9 protein-coding genes are annotated in these 15734 nt (G+C 42.2%); 4 read left to right on the top strand and 5 right to left on the bottom strand.

All coding sequences use genetic code 11. The features are described 5' to 3' along the window. Positions 1 to 66: 66 nt before the first annotated feature. Entirely contained in the window at positions 67 to 4443 is a 4377-nt protein-coding gene (locus DW862_RS01525) for a response regulator (protein ID WP_120067163.1), read from the bottom strand. Positions 4444 to 4917: 474 nt separating this feature from the next. Here DW862_RS01525 and DW862_RS01520 point away from each other — a divergent pair, with 474 nt between their 5' ends. From DW862_RS01520 to nagB, 3 genes are read left to right on the top strand one after another with little or no spacing between them, the layout of a single operon-like run. Then, positions 4918 to 5898: a TIGR01212 family radical SAM protein gene (locus DW862_RS01520; protein WP_207895133.1), complete on the top strand. Its 981-nt coding sequence runs from the start codon at positions 4918 to 4920 to the stop codon at positions 5896 to 5898. A gap of 54 nt (positions 5899 to 5952) precedes the next feature. Continuing rightward, on the top strand, positions 5953 to 7149 hold the full coding sequence (locus DW862_RS01515) for an FprA family A-type flavoprotein (protein WP_008020770.1): 1197 nt from the start codon (positions 5953 to 5955) through the stop codon (positions 7147 to 7149). A 51-nt stretch (positions 7150 to 7200) separates the two neighbouring features. Then, positions 7201 to 8013 (top strand): glucosamine-6-phosphate deaminase, encoded by an 813-nt coding sequence (gene nagB, locus DW862_RS01510; protein WP_004301540.1) that lies wholly within the window; start codon positions 7201 to 7203, stop codon positions 8011 to 8013. Between the two features lie 93 nt (positions 8014 to 8106). Here the strand turns inward: nagB and DW862_RS01505 are convergent, their stop codons facing one another. The 4 genes from DW862_RS01505 to DW862_RS01490 all read right to left on the bottom strand — a co-directional run bounded on the left by DW862_RS01505 (position 8107) and on the right by DW862_RS01490 (position 14301). Then, positions 8107 to 8721: an L-threonylcarbamoyladenylate synthase gene (locus tag DW862_RS01505; RefSeq protein WP_120067240.1), complete on the bottom strand. Its 615-nt coding sequence runs from the start codon at positions 8719 to 8721 to the stop codon at positions 8107 to 8109. Between the two features lie 80 nt (positions 8722 to 8801). Beyond that, positions 8802 to 11327, bottom strand: a complete 2526-nt coding sequence (locus tag DW862_RS01500) for an AsmA-like C-terminal region-containing protein (protein WP_120067161.1) — start codon at positions 11325 to 11327, stop codon at positions 8802 to 8804. An 83-nt stretch (positions 11328 to 11410) separates the two neighbouring features. Next, positions 11411 to 13411: a tetratricopeptide repeat protein gene (locus DW862_RS01495; RefSeq protein ID WP_004316728.1), complete on the bottom strand. Its 2001-nt coding sequence runs from the start codon at positions 13409 to 13411 to the stop codon at positions 11411 to 11413. Between the two features lie 104 nt (positions 13412 to 13515). Beyond that, a complete protein-coding gene (locus DW862_RS01490; RefSeq protein ID WP_120067160.1) occupies positions 13516 to 14301 on the bottom strand; it encodes a Cof-type HAD-IIB family hydrolase in 786 nt (261 codons plus the stop codon). Positions 14302 to 14369: 68 nt separating this feature from the next. Between DW862_RS01490 and DW862_RS01485 the strand changes: the two genes are divergently transcribed. Further along, positions 14370 to 15539 (top strand): MalY/PatB family protein, encoded by a 1170-nt coding sequence (locus DW862_RS01485; protein ID WP_120067159.1) that lies wholly within the window; start codon positions 14370 to 14372, stop codon positions 15537 to 15539. Positions 15540 to 15734: the final 195 nt, after the last annotated feature.

The following is a 15734-nucleotide window of genomic DNA, read 5'->3' as shown; positions in this document are numbered from 1 at the left end:
AGGCTGCAATAGTACGCGCTTTTTATTATTTTTGTGGGGATTATCCGGTAGAAAAGGAGGAATTCTTCACTTTTTCCTCTCTTTGTATTCTGATGGCGTAATTCCTATCACTTTCTTGAAGCATTTGCTGAAATACTTCGGATCGTTGAACCCCGTCATATATGCTACCTGCGAGAAGTTGTATTCGTCGCTGTCAATCAATTGGACGGCACGTTTGATACGTATTTCCCGTATAAAGTCCACAGGCGTCAGTCCGACGATTGATTTTAATTTCCGGTAGAAGATGGTGCGGCTAAGCATCAGTTGTTCTGCAAACTGGTCAATGGTTAGTTCGGCATTGTCCATCTGCTCTTCCATGTATGCCATTACTTTCTCCATAAATTGCTCGTCGTACGGAGTAATTTGCGGTTGCGAAGGAGTAAGAAGATCTGGAGAAGAGGCAGTCTTTCCTTCCATCAGCCTGTTCATATAAATTTCCTGCAATGCTTTGCGCTGGCGTAGCAGGGAGGCGATACGGGTTTTTAGATAAGTGGCACTGAAAGGTTTGGTGATGTAATCGTCAATACCTTGTTCCAATCCGGCGATGCGATCGTCCAAAGAAGCCTTCGCAGATAACACAATGATAGGGATATGGCAAATATTATTGTTCTCTTTGATTTGCCTTATCATCTCTAAACCATCCATCACAGGCATCATGACATCAGTGATAATCAGGTCCGGCAAATCGTCAACAGCATGCTGCAATCCTTCTTCACCGTTGGAAGCGGTTATCACAGTGTAGTTCTCCGATAGAATGTTCTTCAAAAATGCTTTCAACTCTTCATTATCTTCTACCACCAGTATGGAGAAGCCATCCGAATTATTCTCAAGGTCTTCTTTTTCCTCCATCTCTTCCGGTGCTTTCATGCTGTCAACCGGATGAGGCGTTGAACTTTGGCTGTCGTTCAGGATAAACTCTACCTGCACATCTTCTTCGAAAACCTCCCGTTGTAAAGGCAAACTTACCGTGAAACGACTGCCTACTCCCGGCTGACTGTCCACTGTAATAGTGCCATGATGCATTTCCACCATCTCTTTCACCAAAGATAATCCGATGCCGGAGGAAGGTTGCAGAATATTCTGTTTGACCAATGATTCGAAACGTTGGAACAAAGAATGTTGCTTTTCTACTGCAATTCCGATTCCTTCGTCTGCCACCTCTATCTCTATCGTCTTTTCTTTCGTCGTCATATTGACCGTTATTGATTTATCGGCAGGTGTGTACTTGAACGCGTTGGAAAGCAAATTGAAAAATATCTTTTCAAATTTATCTCTGTCCACCCAGCAATACACCGATTGGATGGTAGAGGTCAACTGATAGTTTATATTCTTTTCTTCGGCTATCGATTTAAAACTACTCATCACCTTTTGCAAAAGTGGAATCAAATCGGTCTCTTCAATCAATAGTTTCATCTTTTGATTCTGAATCTTGCGAAAATCCAGAATCTGATTCATCAGCCGGAGCATGCGTTCTGTATTCTGATGTACCAAAGTTAAGTGTTCACGGGCGGAAGGAGAAAGAGGTTCATTCTCCAACACCTCCGTTACAGGGCTGCTGATTAATGTCAGCGGAGTGCGTAACTCATGAGATATATCAGTAAAGAATCGTAGTTTGATATTTGCTAATTGTTGCTCCATATCTACTCTGTGGCGTAACCGGTAGATGTAAAACAACACATATACGATACTTGCCGTGAAAAGTATAAACAGAATGAAATAGAGTAACCATGCCCAATATGTTTCCCAAAAGGTGGGGAGTACATGTATTTGCAGAGTCCGTACATTGTCTACCCAAACTCCCTCACTGTTTGTAGATTTTATCTGCAACTGGTACTTGCCGGCAGGCAAATTGATGTAACTTGCAGAACGATTATTGTCAGCTTCATTCCATTCATCTTCTAGCCCTTGCAAACGATAGGCATATAGAATTCCTTTCGGATTGACGTAATCAAGTGCAGCAAACTGGAAAGTAACATTCCTTTGTGATGGCTCCAGCTCCAGTTCTTTCAGATTGTCGATGGAATGAGCGGTGGAATGTCCTTGAATCTTAAGTCCGGTAAAAACAATAGGAGGGACATAGCCACTCTTCCGCATCTTCTCCGGAGAAACTTCTAGAAAACCTTTGTCAGTTCCCAATACAATTTGATTGCGGGCGTTGATAATAGGAAGAGCTTCGGAGAAGTTGAACTCCTGGTAGATGGAACTCAATTCATAATTCTCAAATGTTTCTTTGACAGGATTGAATTTGGAAAGAGCAATTTCCGAAACAACCCATAATTGATTCTGCGCATCTTCAATCATCGATAGTGCCAAGTCGGAAGCCAATCCGTCGTTCTTGTCATAGTTCTTGAATTGGATATTCTCGCTAAGCAAGTTGGGAGATATCACTTTGTTTACGCCTCCGGTAAAACTAATCACATAAGTGGTTTTATTTTTGTCTGTATAAATGTGCATGATATCGTTGGCATTAAGACTGTTTTTATCTCCCGGTCTGCGGATATTCCGGTAGAATTTAATCTCTTCCAGCCGTTCGAAGTTGTTTGAGAATGTAAGCAATCCATTGGTCGTTCCCACTAGAATGACTCCTCCCGGAGCTTCGGTGATATTACGTACTTTCATTCCGTAAGCTATGGGGTAGTTTCTTAATTCATTATTGCTATGGATAAATGAGGTTTTTCCATCTTTAGTTTGTGTCAGCAAATTTAACCCGCCTCCATAACATCCCACCCAGATATTATTGCGACTATCCTGAAAGATTGTATAAATGCTGTTGCTGCTTAAACTGTAAGGATCATTGGGCTGGTGCTCAAAATGGTGGATAGAGTAATGATTTTCTCTGGCTTTTTGGTTTACTCCTATCTTTAGGGAAACTCCTGTGCTTTTTAGTTGGAAGAGACCGATATCTTTTGTCCCCAACCAGATATTTCCTTCTTTATCTTCCAGAATAGAATATACTCCGTTAAAGAAAGCTTGCTTTTCTTTTGTGATATTCCCTTGTTTGGATAAATATCCCACCAGGCTGCCATCCGGTGCAAATATTTGAATATAATTAGACTTTGATGCGGTCCAAAGGCGATTATGACTGTCTTGCAGGAATGCCCGTGTTTCCGCCTCGTAATCAGTCAAATTGAATTGATAACTTTGTGGAAAGAAACATAACTTTTCTACGCCGCGTGCTGTTGCAAACCAGCAGTTTCCCTGATTATCCAATGTATAATACCTGACTAACGGGCTGAAAATGGATTTGGGATTATTGATGTCTGTAAGAAGCGGTTTGAGAGTTTTTTCTTTTCTGTCGTAATAGCAGAAGTTTCCTTCTGTGGGGAGTAGCCATAGGTTGTTGGCATTATCTTCAAATATAAGTTTGCGACTTTTGCGTCCATGTTTGATAATTTCATCTTTGGGAGTGAACAGATGTGCTTTCTCGTTGGTCGCTAGATTAAGACGGACGATACCAGGATCTTTTGAAAAGATCCAGATCTCTCCTTGACAATCCTGATAGACGGATTCTACAAAGTTAGAAGTCTGTGTAGCGGTGCGGATATCGATTTGCTGGAAACTGTTTTGGGGAATAGAATACAATATCAGTCCATTGTCTGTTCCCAATGCCAACATATCTTTCCCTATCGTAGTAACATTGTTTATCTTATCGTGCGGATAAGGAATATCTACGAATTTCAGCTTTTTAGTATGAAAATCATACCTGGCTAACTTATCATTCTCTGCGATCAGATAGATACTTTCTTTTATTTGAGTGATAAATTGAAAAGGAAAGTCGGTATCCAACGTTTTCTTTCCTATGATGGAAACGCCTTTGTCCGTTAATATCCATTCGTCTTCTTCAGAGTCTTGGTAAACGTTAAATATCTGGTCACCTTTCAGGTTATGATTCGAAGGTGCATAAAGGGTGATACCTTCTCCCTTTTTACATAGTTGTTCGTCTACTCTGAAGGCATATCCGTTTTCACAGAGAATCCAGGCAATCCCTTTCTCCAATGAATAGATACGTGTAACATAATTAGTTTGTTTCGTGGAAAGTTCAATAGGTTGAAGCACATCAATAAACTTCTCGGACTCTACATCAAAAAGGCAAGCTTGCCCATCGTAAGTGGGGCACCATATATCTCCGTATTTGCTTTCAGAAATAGTTCCCATACGATTACTTCCGAATGCGTATTTGCTCTCTTGTGAAGTTTTGTAAGTCTTAAACGTGTAGCCGTCAAACTTGTTAAGCCCATTCCAGGTACTAAACCAGATGAGTCCTTTCTGATCTTGCAATATGTTCATTACTACTCCTTGGGCAAGACCGTCACTCACCGAAAAATGTTTCACCTGGCAGATCGGTTGAGCAATTAGAGTGATCGCTATTGTTAGAAAAAGAAATAAAGTATGGAGCCGTTTCATAGTAGTTGCTTTAATGTTTATAGCAAAAATAGATAAAACAATGCAGAATAGAAAGTTCGATAAGTGGTTTGAACAAATTATACTCGTTTTTGCTTATTTTTTCCTCTTCTTACTATATAGTATTGATCTCGCTTCTTTGTTTTGGAAAAGTGAAATGAATAATATTCGTTAAAAAAATCCTCTTTATAATCTTATTCAGAATATAAAGAGGATAATTTTATTGACAAGAGTTGCATGGGGTATGGTGAGATGAAATCATAATTGGGGAATAATTGCACAAGACTTTCACAAGTATCCTCCTGCCAATGCCTAAAATCATTACAAAGTTAATTAAATAGTTTTTTGAATAGCAATGTTTATTAATTTATCTTATGGAAATTATGAATTTTTTAATATATTGAAGATATTTTGTGTCAACTTTCCATAACTCGCTGATTTTGCTTATGTTTGTAAGTAAAATAAAGAAAGAAGTGAATGAACATGTCTACGCAGCTATTATATAATGATTTCCCTACTTTTTTGCGGAAATATTTTCCTTACAAGGTACAAAAGATTTCATTGAACGCAGGTTTCACTTGTCCTAATCGTGACGGAACAAAAGGATGGGGCGGATGTACATACTGCAATAACCAGACTTTTAATCCGGATTACTGCCGGACAGAGAAGTCTATCACTACCCAATTGGAAGAAGGGAAATGCTTTTTTGCCCATAAATATCCGGAAATGAAATATTTGGCTTACTTTCAGGCCTATACCAATACGTATGCCGAACTGGAAGGCTTGAAGCGTAAATATGAAGAAGCGTTGACGGTAGACGGGGTGGTCGGACTGGTGATAGGTACACGCCCCGATTGTATGCCGGAGAGTTTGTTGCGTTACTTGGAAGAATTGAACAAACATACTTTCCTTATGGTTGAATATGGGATCGAGAGCACTTGTGACGAAACCTTAAAACGCATAAACCGGGGGCATACTTATGCCGATACGGTGGAAGCCGTCCGACGGACAGCTGCCTGTGGTATCCTGACAGGCGGACATATCATCCTCGGACTTCCGGGAGAAACGCATGATACGATGGTGGCACAAGCGGAAATACTTTCCGACCTGCCTTTAGCTACACTCAAGATCCATCAGTTACAATTGATTCGTGGTACACGAATGGCGCATGAGTATGATGAAGCTCCTGATGGTTTTTATTTGTTTAACGAGGTGGAGGAATACATTGATCTGGTGATTGATTATGTAGAACATCTCCGTCCCGATATAGTTGTGGAGCGTTTTGTTTCCCAATCTCCTAAAGATTTATTAATAGCTCCGGACTGGGGATTGAAAAATTATGAATTTGTAGCGCGTTTACAAAAAAGAATGAAAGAAAGAGGTGCTTATCAAGGTAAGAAGTATAGGGATTCGGAAAAAAGGATTATTTTTGCAGACGATAAACTTACCACTGAATAAATAGCTGTTTGAGCGGAATATAGATGGTGGAAGAAATATAAATGGATTTGAAGAATGGAACATAAAACAAGAATTAAAGGAAATGTCCACTATGTGGGAGTGAATGACCGTAACAAGCACAGATTTGAAGGGATGTGGCCATTGCCCTATGGAGTTTCATATAACTCTTATCTGATTGATGATGAAATGGTGGCATTGGTGGATACGGTAGATATTTGTTATTTTGAAGTCTACTTGCGTAAGATTAAGCAAGTGATTGGAGAACGTCCCATTAATTATTTGATTATAAACCACATGGAACCGGATCATTCGGGATCTATCCGACTGATTAAGCAACATTATCCGGAAATTATTATCGTGGGTAACAAGCAGACATTCGGTATGATTGAAGGTTTCTACGGTGTAACCGGCGAACAGTATCTGGTAAAGGAAGGTGATTTCTTAGCTTTGGGACATCATAAACTGCGTTTTTATATGACTCCGATGGTGCATTGGCCGGAAACGATGATGACTTTTGATGAAACGGACGGCGTTCTTTTCTCCGGCGACGGATTCGGATGCTTTGGCACTGTAGATGGCGGATTCCTGGATACGCGGATCAATGTGGATAAGTATTGGGGGGAAATGGTTCGTTACTACTCTAACATCGTAGGCAAATACGGAAGCCCCGTGCAAAAAGCTTTGCAAAAATTGGGCGGACTACCTATTTCTGCCATCTGTTCTACACATGGTCCGGTATGGACAGAGAATATTGCCAAGGTAATTGGTATCTATGACCGTTTGAGTCGTTATGATGCAGACGAAGGTGTTGTTATTGCTTATGGAAGCATGTATGGAAATACGGAGCAAATGGCGGAAGCTATTGCAGAAGAGCTTTCGGCACAGGGTGTTAAGAACATTGTCATGCATAATGTGACAAAGAGCCATCCTTCTTATATTATAGCGGATATTTTCCGTTACAAGGGATTGATTATCGGTTCTCCCACTTATAGTAATCAGATATTCCCGGAAGTGGAAGCGCTGCTCTCAAAGATTCTGTTGCGTGAGGTGAAGGGACGCTATTTGGGTTATTTCGGTTCTTTCACATGGGCAGGTGCTGCTGTGAAACGTCTGGCAGAGTTTGCGGAAAAGAGCAAATTCGAATTGGTCGGTGATCCGGTGGAGATGAAACAGGCAATGAAGGACCTGACTTATACTCAATGTGAAAATCTGGCACGTGCCATGGCGGATCGTTTGAAGAAAGATCGTTAAAACTGTGAATGAGATAATAATTTATTAACTAACCTATAAAACAATCGACTTATGAGACTTATTATTCAGCCGGACTATCAGTCCGTATCTCTGTGGGCTGCACATTATGTTGCTGCTAAAATAAAAGCTGCCAATCCAACCCCCGAAAAACCATTTGTATTGGGCTGCCCCACCGGATCTTCTCCTCTGGGTATGTATAAAGCTTTGATCGACCTGAATAAGAAAGGAATCGTTTCTTTCCAGAATGTGGTAACATTCAACATGGACGAATATGTAGGGTTGCCGAAAGAACATCCGGAAAGCTATTATTCTTTCATGTGGAATAACTTTTTTGGTCATATCGACATCAAACCGGAGAATACGAATATTCTGAATGGTAATGCTCCGGATTTGGATGCAGAGTGTGCACGTTATGAAGAAAAGATCAAGTCATACGGCGGCATCGACCTGTTCATGGGCGGTATCGGTCCTGACGGACATATTGCGTTCAACGAACCGGGATCTTCATTGACTTCACGCACTCGTCAGAAAACATTGACGATGGATACCATCATTGCTAACTCCCGTTTCTTCGATAATGACATCAATAAGGTTCCTAAGACCTCTTTGACAGTGGGAGTGGGTACTGTGCTTTCTGCAAAGGAAGTGATGATTATTGTAAACGGTCATAACAAAGCTCGTGCTTTGTATCATGCAGTAGAAGGTGCTATCACACAGATGTGGACAATCAGTGCATTGCAAATGCATGAAAAAGGTATTATCGTTTGTGATGATGCTGCTACGGCGGAATTGAAAGTAGGTACTTACCGTTACTTCAAAGATATCGAGTCTGCTCATTTAGATCCGGAATCTTTGATTAAGTAAGCATAAAATTGATTCTATAAAAAGAGAATGGGCTGCATCAGTGTTGAATTGATTGCAGCCCATTTTGTATGTTAGAGATAGCTGTCTGCGGAATTAATTCTCTTCCAGCCAGCCTTTTCCCTGTCGGACGATTTCCAGTTCGTTATCCGTGCATTTCACTACCGTTGAAGGTTCTATACCTCCGATACCGCCGTCAATGACCAGATCAACGATGTCGCCGAACTTTTCATCTATAAGCTCGGGATCAGTCATATATTCCAAGTCCTCGTGCTCTTTGTATGGCAGTGTGGTGGTCATAATGGGAGCGTCTAGCAGGCGTGCGATTTCACGGATGATGTTGTTGTCCGGCATACGGATACCTACTTCTTTCCGGTTGCGGAAGATTTTCGGTAACCGGTTGGTGCCGTTCAAAATAAAGGTAAATGGCCCCGGAAGATTATGCTTCATCAGTTTGAATACGTTATTGTCTACTTTCGCGTATTCGCTGATACTGCTTAAGTCATAACAGATGATAGACAGATTGTTTTTTCGAGGGTCTATCTCTTTAATCCGGCAGATCCGTTCTATGGCACGTTCCTTCAGACCATGACAGCCGATGGCATACATCGTATCGGTAGGATAGATGATAAGTCCGCCGTCATTCAGGATATCGATGATTCGTTGTAAATCCTGCGGATTATTGTTTTTATCATATAGTTTCAGTAGCATATTAAAAGCTTCATCCCTTCCCTCTCGCAAAGGAGAAGGAGGAGGGACGAGTGGGGTTAAATGGTTATTATTTTCTCTTTTTATTTGAGTTTCTTTTTTAAGAAATCCAATGCCTTTTCCGCAGCTTTCTCTGTGACTTTCTGTTTGATTGAGTCTTTGTTGGCGGTAGCGGCAGAGTCCAGGCCAAGTTTCTGTCCGAGTTTGCTGATTGCTTCATCGGCTACGGCTTCGACAGCTTGGTTGGCCATGCTTTTAGTATCTACGCTGACTTTCGGAGAGGTGAACGAACCTCCGATTTTCAAGTCAAGAGTCATTAACTTAGAGATATTGCCTACGGATGCGGGCAGTTTCACTTTACCGGAATAGTCGATGGTTTGATCGAGTCCTGTGCTGCCGGAAAGATTCAGTGTGTAGTCTCCCATCTTGATATCAAACGGTTTGGTTTCTACGCGGCCGTCTTTGATGGTGAAATCCAATGTCATGTCTTTCACTTTCATGTCTTTCAGACTGGGTTGCTTCACGGCATCGGCTATCTGGTCGATTGCTTTTACTCCGCTTAAACTAAGGTCGCGGGTGGAAAGGCTACCGTCACCCTGCATCGTATTCAGTACGGGGCTCATGGCTGCATCCAAATCTGTCAGGACGTTGATGCTTCCGGAGAAATTACCTTTCAGGTTTTCGAAGATAGGAGCCATTTTCTGCACCATATCCAGTTCTTTGTAAGCTTGCGCAAAACCAATATTGGAGAGTTTGAATCCGGCTTTCATTTCCGGCTTCTTTACGTTGGCGGTGGAGTAGTAGCCGTTCATCACTACATTACCACCCATGGTGTTCATGGACAGGTTTTTCATATCCACTTTGCCATCTTTTACAACAAGTTTGCCATTCATATTATTGAAAGACATCTTGTCGAATAACACCTGTTTCAGGTTAGCGTCCATTTGGAAGTCGATGTTACGGGGAACTTCAACAATACCTGTGGCGGCTGTAGCTACAGAGTCAGTGGACGCAGCTTCTGATGTGGAGGCTTCATCGGCAGAAGCGGTTATGAAGTCGTTCAGATTGAAGTAGTTGGAACGAATATTCAGGTTTCCTTTCAATGTGCTACCTTTCAATACATAACCAATGTAGTTTTCAAACCGGCTGTCGGCGGTGATATCGTTCTTTCCGATGTTGACGGTTGTTTCACTCAACTGGAGGTATTTCGGAGTGAAGGTGAAGAGAGACTTTTTAATCTCTACATCCGGCATATCTTTCATTTTGAGTTTCATGCCCGTCAGTCCGATAGTACCCGAAGCTTGTATACGTTCGTATTCTTCTTTTTCGATAGATGAGAGGCGTCCCGACATTTGCATATCGGCATCGATGGTACCGTTCAACTCCATGTCTCCAAGCGGGTAGACTTGTTTGATCATACCTAAGTTGAGCACTCCTTTCGCTTCTGCTTTAAAATCCGGATCACTGATCGGCGTTTTCACAGTAGCTGTCAGGCTAAACGGATTTCCGGCAAGGCGGAAACTGAACGGATTGATGTTGACCGTAGTCAGGTCTATATTTCCTCCGGGATTTTGAACGTTGGCACTGATGTTGATTTGATCTACTCCTGCCGGTAGAGCCGGATAGCGGAACATAGCATCCTTGACTTGCATGTCAATATTGAATGCCGGAACGGTGTCTCCTTGCAGGATACCTTTGGCCGTTGCGGTAAGCGTTGCAGTTCCGTCTGTTTTCAGACTGGAGAATTCTGTGGCGTAAATGGCGGGAATTAATGACAAAATTTCCTTGAAGCCTATATCATTCGTGTTAAGTTTCAAGTCCATGTCGATAGCCGGGTCTTTCAAGGCTACCCAACCGTCGATGCCTGCCTGAATGGCGTTGAGACGGATAGTGTTGTCTTTCAATGTGTATTTGTTGTTGGCAAGGTCGGCATCTACGTCCATCTTGGCGGAGATATTGGCATTTGCCAGGAAAGGGATTCCATTCATCTTGTAGGTGAGTGATTTGGTTTCCGCTTCCAGTTTCAGAGTGGTACGTTCGCTTCCTAAGTCTCCGGCACAAACAGCGTTGAAGTCGCGGATATCAGCATACATCTTTCCTTGTTGATCGTCATAAATCAGATTCATGTTTTTGATAACAAAGCGTTGCAGCTTGACTTTGAAAGGAGAAGAGGCTTCTTCTTCTGCAGGCGTTTCGACTGTTGCTATTGTATCCGGTTTCATGATATCCCAGTTGGTACGTCCGTCCGGCAAGATAATGGCATGTAACTTCGTGTCTTCAATAAATATTTTAGAAATATCGTAACCGCTATCTCCGAAAAGGGAGAATAAGTTGACTGCGGCGGTAACTTCTCCGGCTTGTACAAGGGTGTCATTGGCAAATTCACCCGTACCTTTCAACCAGAAATCTTCGAGAGTGACAGAAGCCTGTGGAAAATTGCGGAACAGACTAATGTTAAGGTTCTTAAAGTCAAATTGTGCGTTAAGCATCTTGTTGCCTTCTGTTTTTACAATGTCGGCTATCTTTCCTTGGAAGGCGAAAGGAAGAAGGAACATCAGAATGATAATTACTCCTACGGTGATAGCTGCGATTTTCAAACCTTTTTTCATTTGCTTCTATTTTAAGAGTTTGAGATATAATGAAGAGCAAAACTAATAAAACTTTTTGATAATAAGAGATAAAAGAGAAATTTTTAGGGATTCTTCTTTTTCTTCAGTTCCTCTGCAATTCTCCATTGTAACGCAGCTTCAACTTCTTTTCCGGCTTTTAACAGGGCATCCCCGAAAAGTTCGTGTGCGCCGGCGTGTTCGGGTTTCAGGCTGGTGGCTTTGTCCAGGTCGGCGATGGCGCCTTCTGTGTTTTCTGTTTTTAGTCGGAGCTTTCCACGGTTATAGACTGCTTTAAAGTTTGCAGGATGGAGGCTGACTGCGGTGTTGAAACAGTTTTCAGCGTCGAAGTACTCTTTGTTGTTGAAGAGTGTGATTCCTTTTCTTATCCAGGCATCTATGTAGTTGGGGTCGAGACTAAGGGCTTTGTCGTAGTTGGCAAGGGCGGCACGTACGTCGTGGGCTTGGGTGATACATTCGTTTCCCATTAACAGGTACTCGTGGGCGTATTGTCGTATACGTTCCTGTTGTTCGCGCATCTGTTCTTTGAGCTTCTTGTTCTGTTCTTTCAGTGTATTGATAATGCCGAGTTTACGGCGGATCAAACGACGGGGAACAGGTTTCTCAATATCGTAGCGTGAATGGATGGCACGGAAAAACTGTTCCAGACATTCTTCCATATCCCCTTTGTCGAAGGCACGTGAAGCGGCGGCATATTGTACATCGGCTTGTGCTTGTTTCAGGGCTTTGTCGATGGCTTGGCGGTTGTTGAAGCGTCCGGCAAAGTTGACGATTTCGGGACGGACGAAGACATCGGCACGGTTGACAGGCTTTTTGAGCTGGATGCCGTCCAGTGAGGTACAACGGCTAAGTGCTACGTATGCTTGTCCTCCGGCAAATACACCGCCGGTGAAGTCGATGACTACACGGCTGAAGGTCAGTCCCTGGCTTTTATGAACAGTGATGGCCCATGCTAACCGGATAGGGTATTGAGTGAAGCTGCCTAATACTTCTTCTTCTATTTCTTTTGTTTTTTCGTTGTAGTGGTAGCGGATATTTCGCCATGATTCCAGTTTTACGTCACATTCTTTTCCATCGTCGGTGATGACGTAGATGGTTTCTTCTTCCTCATCAATTCCGGCAATGACACCAATCGTACCGTTTACCCACCTGCGATCGAAGTCATTTTTGATAAAGATGATTTGTGCACCGGGTTTGAGTACAAGCTCTTGTGAAGTAGGCAGACTGCTTTCCGGAAAGTCTCCTTCGATAACCCCTTCAAAAGTAATGGGTTCTCCGGGGAGTTCTGCTAATTTCTTCTCATTAATGGAGTCGACCGTATCTCTTCGGGTGGCGAGTGTGATGTACATATCTGCTTCAGATTCTTCAATCTGGCTTCCGTAGCGGGTGTTAAGTAGTTGCAGGTCTGCAGCTCCGGCTGTATTGGTGCGGATATGGTCGAGGACACTGACGAATACAGGGTCTGTCTGTCGATATACTTTTTGAAGTTCGATGGAGACGAGGTCTATTTGTCCGAACACTCTGGCAGAGAAAAAGTAAGGAGTGGGATAGAAGCGGTTCAATATTTCCCGCTCATCGTTCTTTACAACGGGTTCCAGTTGGAAGACGTCTCCTACCAATAAGAGTTGTTTTCCACCGAAAGGTTCGCGAAGATTATGTGAATAAACTCGTAAGATACGGTCGATGGCATCGATGATGTCTGCCCGTACCATAGAGATTTCATCGATAATGACCAGTTCTATTTGTTCCAGCAACTTACGATGTGGCTTGGTGTATTTGAAGAACTCATGAATACGGCCACGTTGGAGACTTAAATTAGGATCATCCGGCAATAGCGGATAGAAAGGAAGCTTGAAGAAACTGTGCATGGTACTTCCACCGGCATTGATTGCGGCAATTCCGGTCGGTGCAAGTACAACATGCTTCTTCTTGGTATGCTCGCAGACATAACGCAGGAATGTAGATTTTCCCGTACCGGCTTTTCCTGTCAGAAAAACCGATTGACGGGTATATTGAATCAGATTCAGTGCATCCTGAAACTCGGCGTTGTTAGTGTCTACGCTCATAATATAATAATATGCAAATTTGTTGATGTGCTAATTTGCCAATACGTTGTGTCATGAAATCGCAGGATAATAGTTTTTTGGCGTATTGGTAAATCGGCACATTATTAAATAATTCCAAAATGTTTCATTGCCTTACTTATTCCGTCCTCGTCAATGGGAGCCGTAACGTAATCGGCAGCGGCTTTCACGTCTTCCTTAGCCTGTCCCATAGCAACTCCGATAGCTGCGTGGCGAAGCATAGTGATATCATTTCCTCCATCTCCGAATGCCATTGTTTCTTCCAGCTTTATGCCGAAGTAACGGATGATTTCATCAATACCTTTCTGCTTGGTGTCTCCTTTGGCTGTTATGTCTGCGAATGAGGGATACCAGCGTCCGATTTCGCAGGTGGGGATAGACGGACGGATTTCTTTTTCTTCTTCCTCTGTGATAAAAGGAGTCATCTGTATAATTTCCTTGCTTGTTGCTTCTTCAAAAGATACAGTAGGAATTACATTCACATGCAGAAAATCGTAGAATATCTTTTTCACCATATCATCAGGTTGGCAGACAGAAATATGATGTTCCTCTACGAAAATGCAGGGAACACCTTTCTTCTCGCAAAAAGCTGCCATTGCTTTCACTTCTTCCTGTGGTATGGCACTTTTATAAATAACCTGTTCACCGACAAAACAATAGGCTCCGTTCATGGTTATATATCCATCGATAAGGTTCCGGTCCTGCAATTCGGAAAGGTTGTTGATAATGGCTTTCGGGCGTCCGGTAGCAATAAATATCTTCAGCCCTTTTGCGTGGGCAGCTTCCAACACCTCGATGGTAGAAGACGGTATACGGTGAGTTTCAAAACTGACCAGCGTTCCGTCTATATCAAAAAATAAAGCTTTCGTCATAAATTCCTTTTTGAATTGAGTACAAATGTACTACTTTTGTCTCACATAACATAAAAACATTATGCAGTATGAACTATAATTTTGATGAAATAATAAACCGTAACGGTACAGATTCCGTAAAATGGGATGCTGTAGAAAGCCGTTGGGGACGCAATGACTTGATTCCAATGTGGGTAGCTGATATGGATTTCCGTACGGCTCCTTTTGTAATAGAGGCTTTGAGAAAACGGCTGGAACATGAAGTGCTCGGATATACTTTTGCTTGCAAAGAATGGTCGGAGTCTATTGTTAACTGGGTGAAAGAGCGTCATGGCTGGACGATCCGTGAAGAGATGTTGACTTTCACTCCCGGTATTGTCCGCGGATTGGCTTTCGTTATTCAATGTTTTACGCAAAAAGGTGATAAAGTAATGGTCATGCCTCCTGTTTATCATCCTTTCTTTTTGGTAACACAGAAGAATGAGCGTGAAGTAGTATACAGCCCATTGGTACTGAAAGATGGACAGTATTATATCGACTTTGACCGTTTTCGCCGGGATGTACAAGGATGCAAATTATTGATTTTAAGTAATCCCCATAACCCGGGCGGACGCGTATGGACAAAAGAGGAACTTTCTCAAATAGCTGATATCTGTTATGAAAGCGGTACTCTGGTGATCTCGGACGAGATTCATGCCGACTTGACCTTACCACCTTATAAACATCCTACTTTTGCTTTGATTTCGGAAAAAGCACGGATGAATTCACTTGTCTTTATGTCTCCGAGCAAAGCATTCAATATGCCGGGGCTGGCCAGTTCTTATGCAATCATAGAAAATGACGAACTTCGCCATCGTTTCCAAACCTATATGGAAGCAAGTGAATTTAGTGAAGGGCACCTGTTTGCTTACCTTAGTGTAGCGGCTGCTTACAGTCATGGAACGGAATGGCTGGATCAAGTGGTAGCCTATATTAAAGGAAATGTAGACTTCACGGAAACTTATTTGAAGGAGTATATTCCCGCCATTAAAATGATTCGTCCGCAAGCCTCTTATCTTATTTTCCTGGATTGTCGTGAGTTGGGACTCGATCAGAAAGAACTGAACCGCCTTTTCGTAGAAGATGCTCATCTGGCATTGAATGACGGAACAACATTTGGCAAGGAGGGGAAAGGGTTTATGCGATTGAACATTGCTTGTCCGCGTGCGGTGCTGGAACAAGCATTGAAACAATTGGAACAAGCAGTAAACAATAGATAGATTTATTTATTCTCAACTGTACTTATCCCTATGAGAAAAAATACTCATACCTATGAGAATATATTTCCATTGGTATGAGAATCTTTTCTCATAGGGATGAGAATAATCTCTTGTCTGCATGGAATGAAACAGCGTTTATAATCACTTGTCTACTAGCTTGTAACTACCTGAAAAGGTTGATTACTTTGAAATTTG

Source organism: Bacteroides sp. AM37-9, assembly GCF_003603455.1.
Classification (GTDB): domain Bacteria; phylum Bacteroidota; class Bacteroidia; order Bacteroidales; family Bacteroidaceae; genus Bacteroides; species Bacteroides xylanisolvens.
The sequence above is the reverse complement of the archived record's forward strand: the minus strand, read 5'-3'. Positions and strand labels throughout refer to the sequence as shown.